Genomic DNA, 14,657 nt, shown 5'->3' on the forward strand with positions numbered 1-14,657 from the left:
CTGTCCAAATAATATTTAGACTAATTATAAATAAAACTAAAAATAATTTTTATCTATCTGTTAATCAGGTATATGTACATTTTTCTGATTTGTAAATTCGAGAATTACAAGGAATTGATGGTGGTCCGAATCGCTGTTAGATCAGTCAAAAGTTTTTCCAATAAACTTAAATCCAACATATTGGCGCCATCACTTTTGGCATTAGCCGGGTCAAAGTGCGTTTCCATGAATAGTCCGTCCACACCGGCAGCGATTCCGGCCCTTGCCATGGTGCCGATCAAAGCGGGTCTACCACCTGTAACTCCAGAAGATTGGTTGGGTTGTTGAAGAGAGTGGGTCACATCCAAAACCACAGGGGCATATTGCTTCATGGTAGGAACGCCCCTAAAATCCACGATCATATCGTGATACCCGAACATGGTGCCACGATCGGTGATGATAGCTTGTTCATTTCCCGTTTCGGTCACCTTGGTCACCGCATGTTTCATACTTTCAGGGCTCATGAACTGTCCTTTTTTCAAGTTGACCACCTTGCCAGTTTCGGCGGCAGCTACAACCAAGTCGGTTTGACGTACCAAAAAGGCGGGAATTTGAAGTACATCCACATATTCTGCGGCCATAGCGGCATCTGAAATTTCATGGATGTCCGTTACTGTTGGTACCCCAAAAGTATCGGAAACTTTTTTCAGGATTTTCAATGCTTTTTCATCCCCAATGCCCGTGAAGGAATCGATACGGCTACGGTTCGCTTTTTTAAAACTTCCTTTGAAAATATAGGGAATCTTGAGGTGGTCCGTAACGGCAACCACCTTTTCGGCAATCCGCATGGCCATTTCTTCCCCTTCAATGGCACAGGGGCCTGCCAAAAGGAAAAAATTGTTGCTATCCGTATGTTTTATCTGGGGAATGGCTTCTAATCGCATCGATTTATATTTTCAACAAAAATACTATTTTCAAAAACGATGTGTTATAACAATACCAAATTTACCTACTATGCACCGCATTGTTTTATTGGTGATGTTGTTCACAGGCTTTTTGGGTCTATCCCAATACGGCAAAAACTGTGAAATACGGCAGATTAAACTGAACGTCTTCAATCCAGGTTTGGAATATGAAATGGGTGTTGGGGTCAACAGTACCTTGGATTTTCGGGTAGCCTGGCAAGTGGCCTTGGAGCCTGCAAGCAGTGAACCCATGCAAAATCTTGAATTTTTCCCCGCCATCACTACCCAATATCGATACTATCACAACTTTAATGGTAGGTATCATCATCGGCGTTCCATTTATGGCAATTCTGGAAATTATATTGCACCAACAGCTGCCTTGTTTTCTCCCGGGCAACGTACGGTGGAAGGGCAATTGGTTGATGGGGTCCATGGTTATGGCGGTTTGGTATACGGCATTCAACGCAGCTATAATTCAGGAATCAGCTTTTCCATTGATGCAGGTGCGGGCTACTATGCAGGACCCTTTAAAGGTGGTATTTACCCCGTTGTGAACCTCAGTATTGGTTTCATCATCAGTGAAAAACGATGGTGTGTGGGTCTGTAGTTCTCAAACTACCACAAAATCAATAAGATAAAAATAACATTCGGGTGTATTGACAAGTAAAAAATAGCAGTATCTTTGCGGGCTTAAAAATCAGGTTATGTCCAACATCAAAAATATTGCAATCATTGCCCACGTAGACCACGGTAAGACTACCTTGGTAGATAAAATCATGTACCATTGCCAGTTGTTCCGCGATAATGAGAACAAGGGCGATTTGATTTTGGACAACAACGACCTGGAAAGGGAACGTGGAATCACCATCGTATCCAAGAACGTTTCCGTGGTGTACAAAGACACCAAAATCAATATTATCGATACTCCTGGGCACGCCGATTTCGGTGGGGAAGTAGAGCGTGTATTGAACATGGCAGACGGAGTTTTGTTGTTGGTGGATGCTTTTGAAGGTCCGATGCCACAAACCCGTTTTGTACTGCAAAAAGCCATTTCCCTTGGTTTGAAACCCTGTGTGGTAATCAATAAAGTGGACAAGGAAAACTGTACTCCGGAAGAAGTTCACGAAAAAGTATTCGATTTGATGTTCGAATTGGGTGCCGAAGAATGGCAGTTGGATTTCCCAACGGTTTACGGTTCTGCCAAGAACAACTGGATGGGTGAGGACTGGAAAGTACCGACCACTAATATTGAACCTCTTTTGGATATGGTCATCGAGCATATCCCGACCTTTAAACCACAGCAAGGATCTACCCAAATGTTGATCACTTCATTGGACTATTCTTCTTTTACAGGTCGAATTGCCATTGGAAGATTACAACGTGGTACCCTTAAAGAAGGCCAGAATATTTCTTTGGTAAAAAGGGATGGAAAGATCATCAAATCCAAAGTAAAGGAATTGTACACTTTTGAAGGACTTGGAAGGGTAAGGGTTTCCGAAGTGGTAGCTGGAGATATTTGCGCTATTGTGGGTATGGAAGGTTTTGAGATTGGTGATACCGTTGCCGATTTTGAAAATCCTGAGAAATTGAAGACCATCGCCATAGATGAGCCAACCATGAGCATGTTGTTCACCATCAACGATAGTCCATTCTTTGGAAAAGATGGAAAGTTCGTTACTTCAAGGCACATCAAGGAAAGATTGGAAAAAGAGCTGGAGAAGAACTTGGCCCTTAGGGTACAGGAAACTGGCAGCGCAGATAAATTTATGGTTTTTGGTAGAGGGGTGTTGCACCTTTCGGTATTGATCGAGACCATGAGAAGGGAAGGTTATGAACTTCAGATTGGGCAGCCACAGGTGATCATCAAGGAGATTGATGGTGTTAAATGTGAGCCAGTGGAACACTTGACCATTGACCTTCCGGATGAAGTTTCCGGTAGGGCAGTGGAAATGGTATCCATCAGAAAAGGGGAAATGATAAGCATGGAATCCAAAGGATCCCGTATGTTGTGCGAATTCTTGATTCCATCCCGTGGAATCATCGGTCTAAGAAACCAATTGTTGACCGCAACGGCGGGTGAGGCCATCATGGCACACCGTTTTATGGAATATCAACCTTTAAAAGGAGATATTGCTCAACGTTTGAACGGTTCCTTGGTATCCATGGAAAACGGAACGGCTATCCCTTATTCCATTGATAAACTACAAGAAAGAGGTAAATTCTTTATTGATCCGGGAGAGGATATCTATGAAGGACAGGTAATCGGTGAAAACTCCCGTGGTGATGATATGACCGTGAACGTGACCAAGACCAAAAAACTTTCGAACGTGCGTTCTTCAGGAGCGGATGAGAAGGCCAAAATTGTTCCTGCCATCAAGTTTTCTTTGGAAGAAGCGTTGGAATACATTCAAAAGGATGAATATGTTGAGGTTACCCCCAACCACATCAGAATTAGAAAGATATTCTTGAAAGAAGTAGATCGTAAGCGTAATAAGCCGATCTAACCTTTAGCACTTAAATGCCCGTGGTGCTGTTCGCGAAGGCAGGCCACGGCTGCACCTATAATACCGGCGTGGTTCATAAGCTCGGCCTTGACAACTTCTGTCTCAATGTCAATGAGATGGCTGAATTCTTCCCATTTTTTGGAAGTTCCGCCACCAACAATGATCAAGTCGGGGCTCACGATCAGTTCCACATATTCCAAAAATTTGTTGAAACGTTTGGCCCATTTTTCCATGCTTAGGTCCTCACGGTCCTTGGCTGAGGCTGCGGCCCATTTCTCAATTTTCTTGTGTTTTTTGTAGGGAATCTGACCTAATTCGAAATTTGGGATGAGTACCCCGTTCAAAAAGGCACCGCTACCCAATCCGGTACCAATGGTGATCATGATCACCAAGCCAGCTTTTCCTTTACCAACACCATAGTTCATAGAGGCATACCCTGCCGCATCGGCATCGTTGAGAACGGTAAATTCGTGGCCAGTGGTTTCGGTGAAAAGTTCATCAATATTCACACCAACCCAACTTGGGTGAAGGTTACCTGCGGACTTGCACACTCCGTTCTTTACGATGGAAGGAAAGCCACAACCAACAGGACCTTTGTAATTAAAGTGTTCCACAATTTCGGCCACCACCTGTGCCATATCGGCCGGTTTTTTGGATTTTGGCGTGGCAACTCGGTAACGTTCTGTAAGCATTTCACCTGTTTCTGCATTCACCAGGGCACCTTTAATGCCCGTTCCGCCAATATCAATACCAAGAATTTCCATACAAGGAGGTGTCAAATTATTTAAACAAAGAAACGAAAACTTTTTCGGGTTTAATAATATTGGGGTAAGCAAGACATAAGACCAAAAAACCCGAATGGCATTGCATGGGGCCATCCGGGTTCAACAGATTAAAAATGAAAACTAAATCAATAGGAACTGTTCTTCTCCAATATCAAAATGATGGCATTTTCCGAGAGGGACTCCAATTCCAACTCGGCAATGTCCAACAGCACAAGGCTGTCACGGCTCTCTAATAATCTATTCTGAATTTCGAAGGCACCATTGATCACAAAGGATATCACGGTATTTTTAGTGTTGTTAGGCGAAAAGGTAGCTTCTGTCCGGCCATCAAGTACCCCAAAATGAATTTTAAAGTATGGGTTATCAAGGATGGTGTTCAATACATTCTCCTTGTAGTTGTCAAACTTGATTTTTTTACGGGTTACATCAACTTTGATCCAAATCTGTAAATAGTTGACCAATTCATCTTCACTTGGATTTTTTATGGAAAAGTAGGATCCTTTGGTCAGGTAGAAAGTCTGCAATTCCTCAGGAGAAATTTTTACCGAATATTGAGATTCCAATGAACCATAAACAATAGTTCCTACCAAGGGAATCAAAATCAGGGAGATATTTTCGTCCATGGTAAAAAACCTGCTTTTTCCCGGGGCAAGGGTCTCATCGGAAAACCTTACAATTTGATGATTTGCACCATTTTGATGAATGGGCGTGCTCAAGCATCGATACTCATTGGACTCATAGCAGGTCCGTTTATCGGCCAAGAAAATTTTTGCAGGCTGTTGTACCATGGACGCCATAGCTTGGGTTTATGCTTTTACGTAAATGTCGTGTGTAAGGGTAAAACCTTCGGAAACACTACCACTTACACTGGCCAATTCTTCATCCACACCATCACTGAACACATTATCCTGTGCGTTGTAGGTATAGCCACTCATACCTTTGGTATACCCGTATTCGGTGGCGGCATTAACCCGGACCACGGCACTGTTATCGCCTTCAGGAAATGCAATTTGGGTTACCAAAAGCGAATCTCCATCGGCATTGTAGATGTGTACGTGGATATGGGTAGCTCTTCCGTTGTACCAACCGGGGAAAATGGTGGCAAATTCCACCAAACCGTTGGTGTCACTGGATTGTCTTCCCCTTAAAAAGTGGTTACTGGTGAACCCGCTATATTCCGAGTAATTTCCATCCTTATCACAATGCCAAACATCAACAATGGCACCTTCCAATACATTACAACTGTCATTTACATTCCGGATGGTGATGTTCAGGTCGAGGTCGATACCTGTTCGATCACCTACTATGTTTACCCGTTCATAATTTTCTGGATTATGTGTTGGGTATGGACCTTCCGTTTCAGTCGGTGTTACTTCGCAACTATCCACTGTCCCTGTATCCGAAGAGGTATTAGAACTACCATCGCTGCTAGAATCCGTTGTGGTGCTGGAGGAAGAGTCCGAGGTGTCGGTGGTAGTATCCGCATCCGCAGAAGTATCCTCTTCCTCCAGAAGATAGGTGTCACTATCAGTTGAACATGAACGCAATAATGCCAAACTGGTGACCGAAAGTCCCGCAAGTCCAAAGCCTTTTATAAATTCCTTTCTTTTCATAGTTTTATTTTCTGTGAAGTAAAACTATGTGGGTTAAGGGGTTATCTATAATTTATGAGGTGAATGAAGATTTTGTTGCGGTAAAGGAGACCCAAAAGTTAAAGGTTTTTTAAAATCTCGGCTTTATACGACTTGCCTAGGGGAACCGTGAAAGTTCCAATTTTGGCAGTGTCCTTATAAATGGTTCCAATCTTTTTCAAGGGAACAATATAAGAACGGTGAGCTCTTACAAATTGTGGATAAGGCAATTTTTCCATGATGCCCTTCATGGTATTTCGGGCTACGATTTTAGTCCCATTTTCTATATGGATTTGTATGTAATCGTCCAATGCCTCGATCAACAGGATATCATCCAAGGCCACATGATGCAATTTAAAATCGGCCCGTATGGAGAGGTGTGTTTTGTCATCCGCATTGCCCAATTCAAGTTCGATCAGGTTTTTGGCCTTTTCCACTGCTTTTAGGAATCGTTCAAAAGAGAAGGGTTTTAGGAGGTAGTCAATGGCATCCACATTAAAACCTTCCACTGCATAATGGTCATAAGCCGTGGTAAAAATAACCTTGGTCTTGTTTTTTAGGGTTTTATACAGGTCGATGCCGTTCAATTCCGGCATCCTAATGTCAAGAAAAAGGAGATCCACCTCGAACTTGTTCAGATAACGGATAGCCTTTCCCTGTTCCGTAAAAACGTGCACCAGATCAACGTGGTCAATTTGACCACAATAGGCCTGGATCACATCCAAAGCCAACTCTTCGTCATCCAGTGCTACAGCTCTGATCATCTAAGGTCGATGTAAAGTTTAACGGCATAAAAGTCGCTTCGGTGGTCAATATCCAATTGGTATTTATCTGGATAAAAATAATCCAATCTTTTTTTGGTGTTCCGATTGCCTTCGGTGGTCTGCTCTAAAAGTGAATTTGGCTTCACCGTAATCTTGTTTTCCACAATGAGTTCCACCCCTTTGGTGTCCACATTTATAAAAATAGTGATTTTGGAAGGTTCATCCGGGTTGACCCCATATTTAAAGGCATTTTCAACATAGTTGACCAAAATGATAGGTGCGATCCGTTTGCCGCTCAAGTTGCCCTTCACTTCATAGGTAAAGTCGGTATGCTTTCCCATTCGTAATTTTTGAAGGTCGATATAGTCGGAAATGTATTGGATCTCATATTCCAACGGCACTTTTTCCGAATCACTTTCCGTGACCACGTAGCGCATCATTTCGGACAACCGCAACACGGCCCATGGGGCTTGGTCCGATTTTTTAAGGGTTAGCGCATAGATACTGTTCAAGGTGTTGAACAAAAAATGTGGGTTGATCTGTGCCTTCAGGTAGTTCACCTCGGCCCTAAGTTTTTCATTCTGCATTTCTTTCAACCTATTATCCAAGCGAAGCAACATGGACAAAATGGTCACGGTAAGGAACTGTATCAAAAATGAATCCCTTAACTCAAAAATATTGATGAATGGTTTTCCTCTAAAAGGCCCGAAAGGTCTTTTGGGAAAATTATCAGGGATTGGCATTCTTCCATCGGGTATAGGAAAAGGTGGATCGGGAAGTGTTGGGAACTGTGGTCGGGCCACTACAAGATTAGGGATAAGGGTGATGGCGGCAAAACAGACCAACAATATAACCGCGTAGGCAATCTTTTTTTTATTGGTGTATAACTGGGGTACGAACCAGTAATAATTGAGATAGTAAAAGACCAAAAGCAACAGGTAGCCCAAAAAATTACGTTGAAACCCAGTTGCTTTGAGCATATCTTCAAAAGAGCTCGAATCAGGGGAAGTTAGTATAGGGATGCTCAATAATCCCATACCGATGAGCAGGTTGATCCAAAGGTCCCTATTTTTTAACACAACAGTTTTTTTGAAATAGGGCTAAAACTATGTAAATCAAGTTTAGGCGTTTAAAAATTGAGGTAAACATACTTGATTCAGCGGTGAACAAAACCATGGCAACACGCTAAATTGCCTTTTGAATGACCTCAAAGACTTTGCTGCCATCGCACTTCAGCGTTTTGTGCGGGTACTTTAAAATCAAAGCGTAATCATGCGTGGCCATAATGATGGTGCGCCCATTTTGGTTGATATCCTGTAGCACCTTCATTACTTCAACACTGGTCTGAGGGTCCAGGTTGCCGGTAGGCTCGTCCGCCAAGATGAGCTCGGGATCATTCAGTAGGGCACGGGCAATGGCAATACGCTGTTGTTCCCCTCCGGAGAGTTCATGAGGAAATTTAAAACCTTTGGTTTTCATGCCCACCTTGGTCAACACCTCTTCTATTTTGTCGCTCATTTTTTTGGGGTCCGTCCATCCGGTTGCCTTCAAAACAAACTGAAGGTTGTTGTTAACGTTCCGGTCAGACAACAATTTGAAATCCTGAAAAACAATGCCCAGCTTCCTTCTTAAAAAGGGAATGTCTTTTTCTTTTAGCGTCTTCAAGTCAAAATCCACTACATTTCCTTCGCCCTGTTTTAGCGGAAGATCGGCATAAAGTGTTTTCATGAAACTACTCTTGCCGCTCCCGGTTTTTCCTATCACATACACAAATTCACCTTTTTTTACTTCAAGGTCGATGTGGTTCAAAACCATGTTCTCGTTTTGAAATACGGCTACATCTTGTAATTTTACAATGGTTTCGGGCATAGTGTCACTTTCTGGAATAAAGGTACTAAGTTCTAAAAATATTCGCCATTATTGTCCCGTCAACCAAACAAGTTTATGCCTAAATATACTTTGGCTTAAATTTTGACGTTATGTAAAAGTCAATCGAGAACAGCGTAGAACACTATGAATCGAACAAACCTCCTTTTTATTCCCATTTTGCTGGGATCTTTTTTTATACTTTCTGCCCAAGAAACCGAAATTTATTCCCACGAAAACAAAGCATACCAAGATGCTCTGGCGTTGTACAACGATCAGCAGTACCAAGCGGCGCAGACCATTTTCGAGAAAGTCAAGGCAAACACGAGCGATTACGAGACCGAGGCCAATAGCGCCTATTATGCGGCCAATGCCGCCATTCGGTTGAACCAACGTGGGGCCGACAAAATGATGGAAGATTTCGTGGAGCGATATCCAACCTCCACCAAACGCAACTCCGCTTTTTTGGATGTGGCCGATTATTATTTTGAAACGGGAAAATACCCTTATGCCCTAAAATGGTACAAGAAGGTGGACGAGTCCTCCATGTCCTATGGCGATAAGGAACGGTTCAACTTCAACAACGGTTATGCTTTGTATGCTTCCAAAAATCCGAAGGAGGCCGAACGATATTTGAACAAGGTGTCCACATCCCAAAAGTATGGTTCACAAGCCAAATATTATTTGGGTTACATCGCCTACGAACAGGATGATTATACCGAGGCAAGTGCCCGATTTGACCAGATTACGGACCCCGAATTGCTCAACGAAAAACTTTCCTACTATCAGGCCGACCTGAACTTTAAACTGGGAAAATTTGAGGAAGCCATCGCCATGGCGGAAAAGCAATTGCCCAAATCCAACAGGGAAGAAGTATCCGAACTTAATAAAATCATCGGGGAGAGTTACTTCAACCTCGGAAAATATGACCAAGCCATCCCTTATTTGGATAAGTATAGGGGCAAACGCGGTAAATGGAGCAACACCGATTACTATTTGTTAGGGTACAGCCATTATAAATTGGGCGATTACCAAAGTGCCATCCAACAGTTCAACAAAATAATTGGGGGCACCAATGATGTTTCCCAAAACGCCTATTATCATTTGGCGGAATGCTATTTAAAGTTGGACAAAAAACCGGAAGCCCTCAATGCATTCCGGAATGCTTCCCAAATGGATTTTAGTGCAAAGATCCAAAAGGATGCCTTGCTCAACTACGCCCGTTTGAGCTATGAGGTGGGTAATGCATATGAGCCTGTGCCGCAAGTGTTGACCACTTATCTTGAAAAATATCCAAGGGATGAACACCAAATGGAGATTCAGGAACTTCTGGTGGATTCCTACATCACCTCCAAAAATTTTGAAGGTGCCATGAAACTTTTGGAAGAGAACAAAAATTACGCGAGCAAGGAAACCTATCAAAAAGTGGCCTATTACCGCGGCGTGGAACTTTTTATTGATGGGGATTATGAAGGCGCATTGGAGCGTTTTTCCAAATCTTTGAAAAGTGCCGATAATACCAGTTTTCAGGCAAAAGCCTTGTATTGGAAAGGGGAATCGGCCTATAGGTTGAACCGTTTTGATGAAGCCTTGGCAGATTTCATGAAATTCAAGGGACTGTCTGCGGCCAAATCAATGCCCGAATATCAAGAATTGGACTATAATCTGGGCTACTGCTATTTTAAATTGAAGGACTACGGCAATTCCATTGCCTATTTCAAGAATGTGGTCAATTCCAATGCCCTTGATGACGATCGAAAAAATGACGGATATCTGCGTTTGGGGGACGGGTATTTTGTGACCAGTCAATACCAACTGGCCATGAAGGCCTATGATGCGTCATCAAAGATGAACGGTCCTGAAAGGGATTATGCGGCTTTCCAGAAAACCCTGTGCAGCGGATTTTTGGGGAACAATAAGGCCAAGATCGATGGGCTGAACGAGTTTTTGAGCATGTTCCCAAGTTCTTCGCTTCGGGATGATGCCCTTTTTGAGCTCGGTAATACGTATATCGCCAATAATCAAGAACAATTGGGTCTACAGACTTATGACCGATTGGTGCAAGAATTTTCCAAGAGCAAGTACGCACCACGTGGACTTCTGCGAGAAGGTTTGGTGCATTACAACGCGAGTAGAAACCAACAGGCATTGACCAAGTTGAAGGAAGTAGTGCAAAAATATCCAGAAACCCAAGAGGCCAAACAGGCTGTGGCCACGGCCAAATTGGTCTATGTGGATGAAGGCCGGGTGAGCGAATATGCTGCTTGGGCACGTAATCTCGATTTTGTGGAAGTTACCGACGCCGAGTTGGACAATGCCAGCTTTGAATCCGCCCAAAGAAAGCAGATGGAAGGGAAGACCGATGCTGCCCTTCGTGGATATGAGGATTACCTGAAACAATTCCCAAACGGACTACATGCCCAAAATGCCAACTTCGCTTTGGCGCAGTTGTATTTTGCTGCCGGAGATAAAAACAAGGCACTGCCCAAATACAAGGCCGTTGCCGATGGAGGCAATGGGGAATACACGGAACAAGCCCTGACTCGCGTCTGTGAAATTTATGTGGAAAAGCAGGATTACACCAGTGCCATTCCGTATTTGAAACAATTAGAGAATACGGCGGAAATTACGGAGAACCGAACCTTTGCACAATCCAATCTCATGAAGGGGTATTACGGTCAAAAGGATTATTCCCAGACCTTGGCCTATGCTGAAAAAGTGTTGAAGGCACCAAAAATCGATGACCGTATCAAGAGTGATGCACAAATCATGATCGCGCGTTCTGCCATTGCCACGAACAATGAAAACTTGGCCAAAACCGCTTATCAAGAGGTGAAGAAAATCGCCACGGGCGAGTTGGCTGCAGAAGCCTGGTTTTATGATGCTTTTTTCAAAAATGCTGACGGTAATTTTGAATCGTCCAATGAGTCGGTGCAAAAATTGGCGAAGGATTATTCCGGTTATAAGCAATGGGCCGGTAAGGGATTGGTGATTATGGCAAAGAATTTCTACGGTTTGGGCGATGCCTTCCAGGCAACCTATATTTTGGAGAGTGTGATTACCAATTTTGCGGAGTTCGATGAAATCGTCATCGATGCCAAAACACAATTGGCGACCATCAAGGCGAAGGAGGCCGAGAGCAATTCATCCGTAAACCCAAACCAAAATTAAATCGAGACACAACATGCAAACGAGAGCAACCTATATATTTTCATTACTTTTTTTGAGCCTTTTTGGAGCGATGTACGGTCAGGAGAAGACCGATGATATTGGTACGGAAACGGTGACGGTGGTAAAACCTTATTCGCCCACCGTTTCAGATGCCTTCAAGATCAAGTCGACACCAAGCCTGAACGATTCCATCGTCCTTCAAAAAAAGAAAATAGATTACAGCATATTTTCGGTGCCAGTGGCATCTACTTTCACGCCGGCAAAAGGCAAGGCATCCGCAGTGAAGAAGACCCCGCCTCCAACCTTGTACAATTCCTATGCATCGGTAGGGTTGGGCAATTACAACAATGCCTTGGTCGACTTTTACACCAGTAGGGAGTTCAATCGCGGAGAAGACTTGTTGGATTTTGGTCTTACCCATAATTCGTCTCGCGGCGATTTGGATTCCACACCTTTGGATACGGATTTTTACAACACCAAATTGGATGTTACCTATGGTAAAAAAGACCGTTATATGGACTGGGGAGCAGCTGTGGGGCTTCAACATCAACTGTACAATTGGTACGGTATCCAGAATGATGTGTATTCCGAAGATCTTGTGGCCAGCATGGATGCGAAACAAAACTATTTCAATGCCGAGGCAAAGGCCCATTTGAATATGGAGGATTCCTTTTTCAAAAATGGGACCATCTTGTTGAGACGTTTTTGGGATGCTACCGAGTCAGGGGAAAATAGGGTAGTGGTGAATCCAACGATCGAACTGCCCATTACCGAAGAACTGATCACCATTTCTGCCAAGTTTGATTATGTGGGCGGTAATTTCAAAAATGCATCCTTGAACAGCACCACCAATGATGGTGAAATCAACTACAGTCAATTTCAGGCTGGGGTAACACCAAGTTTGTTGATCTTGCGTGATGATCTTACCGTGAATCTTGGGGCCAACATCGTGTACGGTTTGGATGCCGAGAATAGCGACAGTAATTTTTATATCTATCCCGCGGTTACCGCTTCCTATCGCGTAATGGATGACAACGTGATCGCTTATGGTGGGATAGAGGGACAGTTAAAACAGAATTCATACCACGATTTTGTGGATGAAAATCCATATGTGTCCCCAACTTTGGATATTCAACCTACGGACCAACAATATGAAGGTTATGTAGGGTTGAAGGGACAATTGACTTCCAACATCGGGTACAACCTTAAAGGATCGTACATGGCCGAAAACCGTAAACCGTTGTTCTACTTGAATCCTGAAAATACTTTTAGGGATGATGAAAAAAGCTATTACTACGGCAACTCTTTTCAAGTGTTTTATGACGATGTTAAGACTTTGGGGGTGTTTGGGGAAATCAATGTAGACGTGAACCGAAACTTCACTTTAGGGGTCAATGCCGAGTTCTACGATTACGATACGGAAACCGACAATCCCGCTTGGAACCTTCCTTCCATAAAAGGATCTTTGTTCATGGACTATCAGATTACAGAACAATGGTACATGGGCGCCAATTTGTTCTATGTTGGGGAACGGGATGACTTGATGGCCGTGGCACAACAAAATGCCTTGCCGAGCGAGTTTCCTGCCATGATCGTGACCTTGGATGGCTTTTTTGATGCGAATGCCCATGTGGGGTATCGGGTGAACGACCAGTTGTCCATCTTTGTAAAGGCCAGCAATATTGCCGACAACAATTACCAGCGATGGGCCAATTTTAGGGTGCAGGGCTTTCAGGCTTTGGCCGGGGTTTCGTATAAGTTCGACTTCTGATTTGTAGGATAATACGCAATAAATAGCAGGTTAGGTCGTTTAATACTTCCTGCCAATCTTTTGAAAATCATTTGATTGGTGGTTCCAAGTAAATTGGAAACCATGCTATTACGACCTTTGCACATAGCGTCCCAACTAGTTCTTTGCCTCTGTTTTGCGATAGGATTTTCCCAAAATTTAGTGCGAAATGGAAGTTTTGAGGAGTTCAGTTCATGTCCAGAAGAAATGAGCAATCTTACTAAGGACGCGGATTATTGGAGCGCCCCTACCTTGGGCACCACAGATTACTTCAACGATTGTAGCAAAACCAAACTGGGCATTCCCATGAATTTTAAGGGAAAGCAAGATCCTTTTGATGGTAGCGCCTATGCCGGACTGTATCTGTATGCCCCGGACGATTATCGGGAATACATTCAGGTGCCTTTGACCGAAACCTTGGAAAAAGGCAGTCGATATAGGCTGACCTTATATGTGAGCTTGGCCGAAAAATCCGATGGTGCCGTTATGGACATGGGTGCCATTTTTGCCGAAAAGCCACTTTCCATCCATACCAAAAGGCATTTGTCTCAAGGCGTGCTTTTATCCGTGGCAACCGAAACTACACCCATCAAACAGTTTCCGGCCGATAACTATTATGAGGACAAGCAGAAGTGGATGGAACTGAGTTTCGATATGGTGGGCAAGGGGTTTGAAAAATATCTGATCCTTGGTAATTTTAAGAGCAACGCTGGAACCAGTTATCTCGATTTCGGGCGTACGACCAACAATAAAGGTGGGTATTCCTATTATTATTTGGACGAAATTTCATTGACGTACTTGGGTCCGGATTATCAACCCAATGAGGTTTATGTGCTGGATCATGTCAATTTTAATTTTGACAAATTTGACCTTCAGCCCAAGGCCAAACAAAGTTTAAAGGACGTATTTGAGTATTTACAAAAACATCCAAAATTGATGGTTTCCATAAGTGGCCACACTGATGACCTTGGGTCCGATGAATACAATAATGTCCTTTCCAAGGAAAGGGCTCAGACTGTGGCCAAATATCTAATGGCTTTGGGGCTCGATAAAAAGAGAATTGCCTCCAAAGGTTTCGGCGATAAGATTCCTTTAGATTCTGCTTTAACGGATGAAGCCAGAAGAAAAAACCGCCGTGTAGAATTTGTAATGACCGAGTTCGAGGACGAAAATCCATAATATTTCAAGGGCATTTTCTATTTT

At 43.3% G+C, this 14,657-nt stretch carries 12 protein-coding genes; 5 read left to right on the plus strand and 7 right to left on the minus strand.

Annotated elements, in window-relative coordinates; translation table 11 throughout:
* Positions 1–104: 104 nt before the first annotated feature.
* Positions 105–923: a 3-deoxy-8-phosphooctulonate synthase gene (gene kdsA, locus LKX84_RS01075; RefSeq protein ID WP_228235163.1), complete on the minus strand. Its 819-nt coding sequence runs from the start codon at positions 921–923 to the stop codon at positions 105–107.
* Between the two features lie 70 nt (positions 924–993).
* Between kdsA and LKX84_RS01080 the strand changes: the two genes are divergently transcribed.
* Together LKX84_RS01080 and typA are read left to right on the plus strand one after the other, a co-directional pair.
* Positions 994–1,551 carry a DUF3575 domain-containing protein gene (locus tag LKX84_RS01080; protein ID WP_228235165.1) on the plus strand — a complete coding sequence of 186 codons (558 nt, stop codon included), beginning with the start codon at positions 994–996 and terminating at the stop codon, positions 1,549–1,551.
* Positions 1,552–1,648: 97 nt separating this feature from the next.
* The gene (typA, locus tag LKX84_RS01085) at positions 1,649–3,448 is read left to right on the plus strand and encodes a translational GTPase TypA (RefSeq protein WP_228235167.1); all 1,800 of its coding nucleotides are present in this window, start codon (positions 1,649–1,651) and stop codon (positions 3,446–3,448) included.
* Here typA and ppgK read toward each other — a convergent pair.
* From ppgK to LKX84_RS01115, 6 genes are all read right to left on the minus strand, one after another.
* A complete protein-coding gene (gene ppgK / locus LKX84_RS01090; RefSeq protein ID WP_228235169.1) occupies positions 3,445–4,212 on the minus strand; it encodes a polyphosphate--glucose phosphotransferase in 768 nt (255 codons plus the stop codon). The two genes, typA and ppgK, sit on opposite strands and share 4 nt — an antisense overlap.
* 146 nt (positions 4,213–4,358) lie before the next feature.
* Complete coding sequence (locus LKX84_RS01095; RefSeq protein WP_228235171.1) at positions 4,359–5,030, minus strand: hypothetical protein; 672 nt, start codon at positions 5,028–5,030, stop codon at positions 4,359–4,361.
* A gap of 9 nt (positions 5,031–5,039) precedes the next feature.
* Positions 5,040–5,846, minus strand: coding sequence for an intradiol ring-cleavage dioxygenase (locus LKX84_RS01100; protein ID WP_228235173.1), 807 nt, complete (start codon positions 5,844–5,846; stop codon positions 5,040–5,042).
* Between the two features lie 98 nt (positions 5,847–5,944).
* Positions 5,945–6,628 (minus strand): LytR/AlgR family response regulator transcription factor, encoded by a 684-nt coding sequence (locus tag LKX84_RS01105; protein ID WP_228235175.1) that lies wholly within the window; start codon positions 6,626–6,628, stop codon positions 5,945–5,947.
* Positions 6,625–7,707 carry a sensor histidine kinase gene (locus tag LKX84_RS17975; protein WP_228235177.1) on the minus strand — a complete coding sequence of 361 codons (1,083 nt, stop codon included), beginning with the start codon at positions 7,705–7,707 and terminating at the stop codon, positions 6,625–6,627. The genes LKX84_RS01105 and LKX84_RS17975 overlap by 4 nt, the downstream gene beginning before the upstream one ends.
* 106 nt (positions 7,708–7,813) lie before the next feature.
* A complete protein-coding gene (locus tag LKX84_RS01115; RefSeq protein ID WP_228235187.1) occupies positions 7,814–8,497 on the minus strand; it encodes a cell division ATP-binding protein FtsE in 684 nt (227 codons plus the stop codon).
* Positions 8,498–8,641: 144 nt separating this feature from the next.
* Between LKX84_RS01115 and LKX84_RS01120 the strand changes: the two genes are divergently transcribed.
* From LKX84_RS01120 to LKX84_RS17980, 3 genes are all read left to right on the plus strand, one after another.
* The gene (locus LKX84_RS01120; RefSeq protein WP_228235189.1) at positions 8,642–11,665 is read left to right on the plus strand and encodes a tetratricopeptide repeat protein; all 3,024 of its coding nucleotides are present in this window, start codon (positions 8,642–8,644) and stop codon (positions 11,663–11,665) included.
* A gap of 13 nt (positions 11,666–11,678) precedes the next feature.
* Complete coding sequence (locus LKX84_RS01125; protein WP_228235191.1) at positions 11,679–13,436, plus strand: TonB-dependent receptor; 1,758 nt, start codon at positions 11,679–11,681, stop codon at positions 13,434–13,436.
* A gap of 180 nt (positions 13,437–13,616) precedes the next feature.
* The gene (locus LKX84_RS17980; RefSeq protein WP_228235193.1) at positions 13,617–14,633 is read left to right on the plus strand and encodes an OmpA family protein; all 1,017 of its coding nucleotides are present in this window, start codon (positions 13,617–13,619) and stop codon (positions 14,631–14,633) included.
* The last annotated feature ends 24 nt before the right edge of the window (positions 14,634–14,657 follow it).

Source organism: Allomuricauda sp. M10 (assembly GCF_020782875.1).
In the GTDB taxonomy this organism is placed as follows: domain Bacteria; phylum Bacteroidota; class Bacteroidia; order Flavobacteriales; family Flavobacteriaceae; genus Flagellimonas.

Coding starts and splice junctions, on each gene's coding strand:
- kdsA (WP_228235163.1), bottom strand. CDS start 923: ATGCGATTAGAAGCCATTCCCCAGATAAAACATACGGATAGCAACAAT.
- LKX84_RS01080 (WP_228235165.1), top strand. CDS start 994: ATGCACCGCATTGTTTTATTGGTGATGTTGTTCACAGGCTTTTTGGGT.
- typA (WP_228235167.1), top strand. CDS start 1,649: ATGTCCAACATCAAAAATATTGCAATCATTGCCCACGTAGACCACGGT.
- ppgK (WP_228235169.1), bottom strand. CDS start 4,212: ATGGAAATTCTTGGTATTGATATTGGCGGAACGGGCATTAAAGGTGCC.
- LKX84_RS01095 (WP_228235171.1), bottom strand. CDS start 5,030: ATGGCGTCCATGGTACAACAGCCTGCAAAAATTTTCTTGGCCGATAAA.
- LKX84_RS01100 (WP_228235173.1), bottom strand. CDS start 5,846: ATGAAAAGAAAGGAATTTATAAAAGGCTTTGGACTTGCGGGACTTTCG.
- LKX84_RS01105 (WP_228235175.1), bottom strand. CDS start 6,628: ATGATCAGAGCTGTAGCACTGGATGACGAAGAGTTGGCTTTGGATGTG.
- LKX84_RS01115 (WP_228235187.1), bottom strand. CDS start 8,497: ATGCCCGAAACCATTGTAAAATTACAAGATGTAGCCGTATTTCAAAAC.
- LKX84_RS01120 (WP_228235189.1), top strand. CDS start 8,642: ATGAATCGAACAAACCTCCTTTTTATTCCCATTTTGCTGGGATCTTTT.
- LKX84_RS01125 (WP_228235191.1), top strand. CDS start 11,679: ATGCAAACGAGAGCAACCTATATATTTTCATTACTTTTTTTGAGCCTT.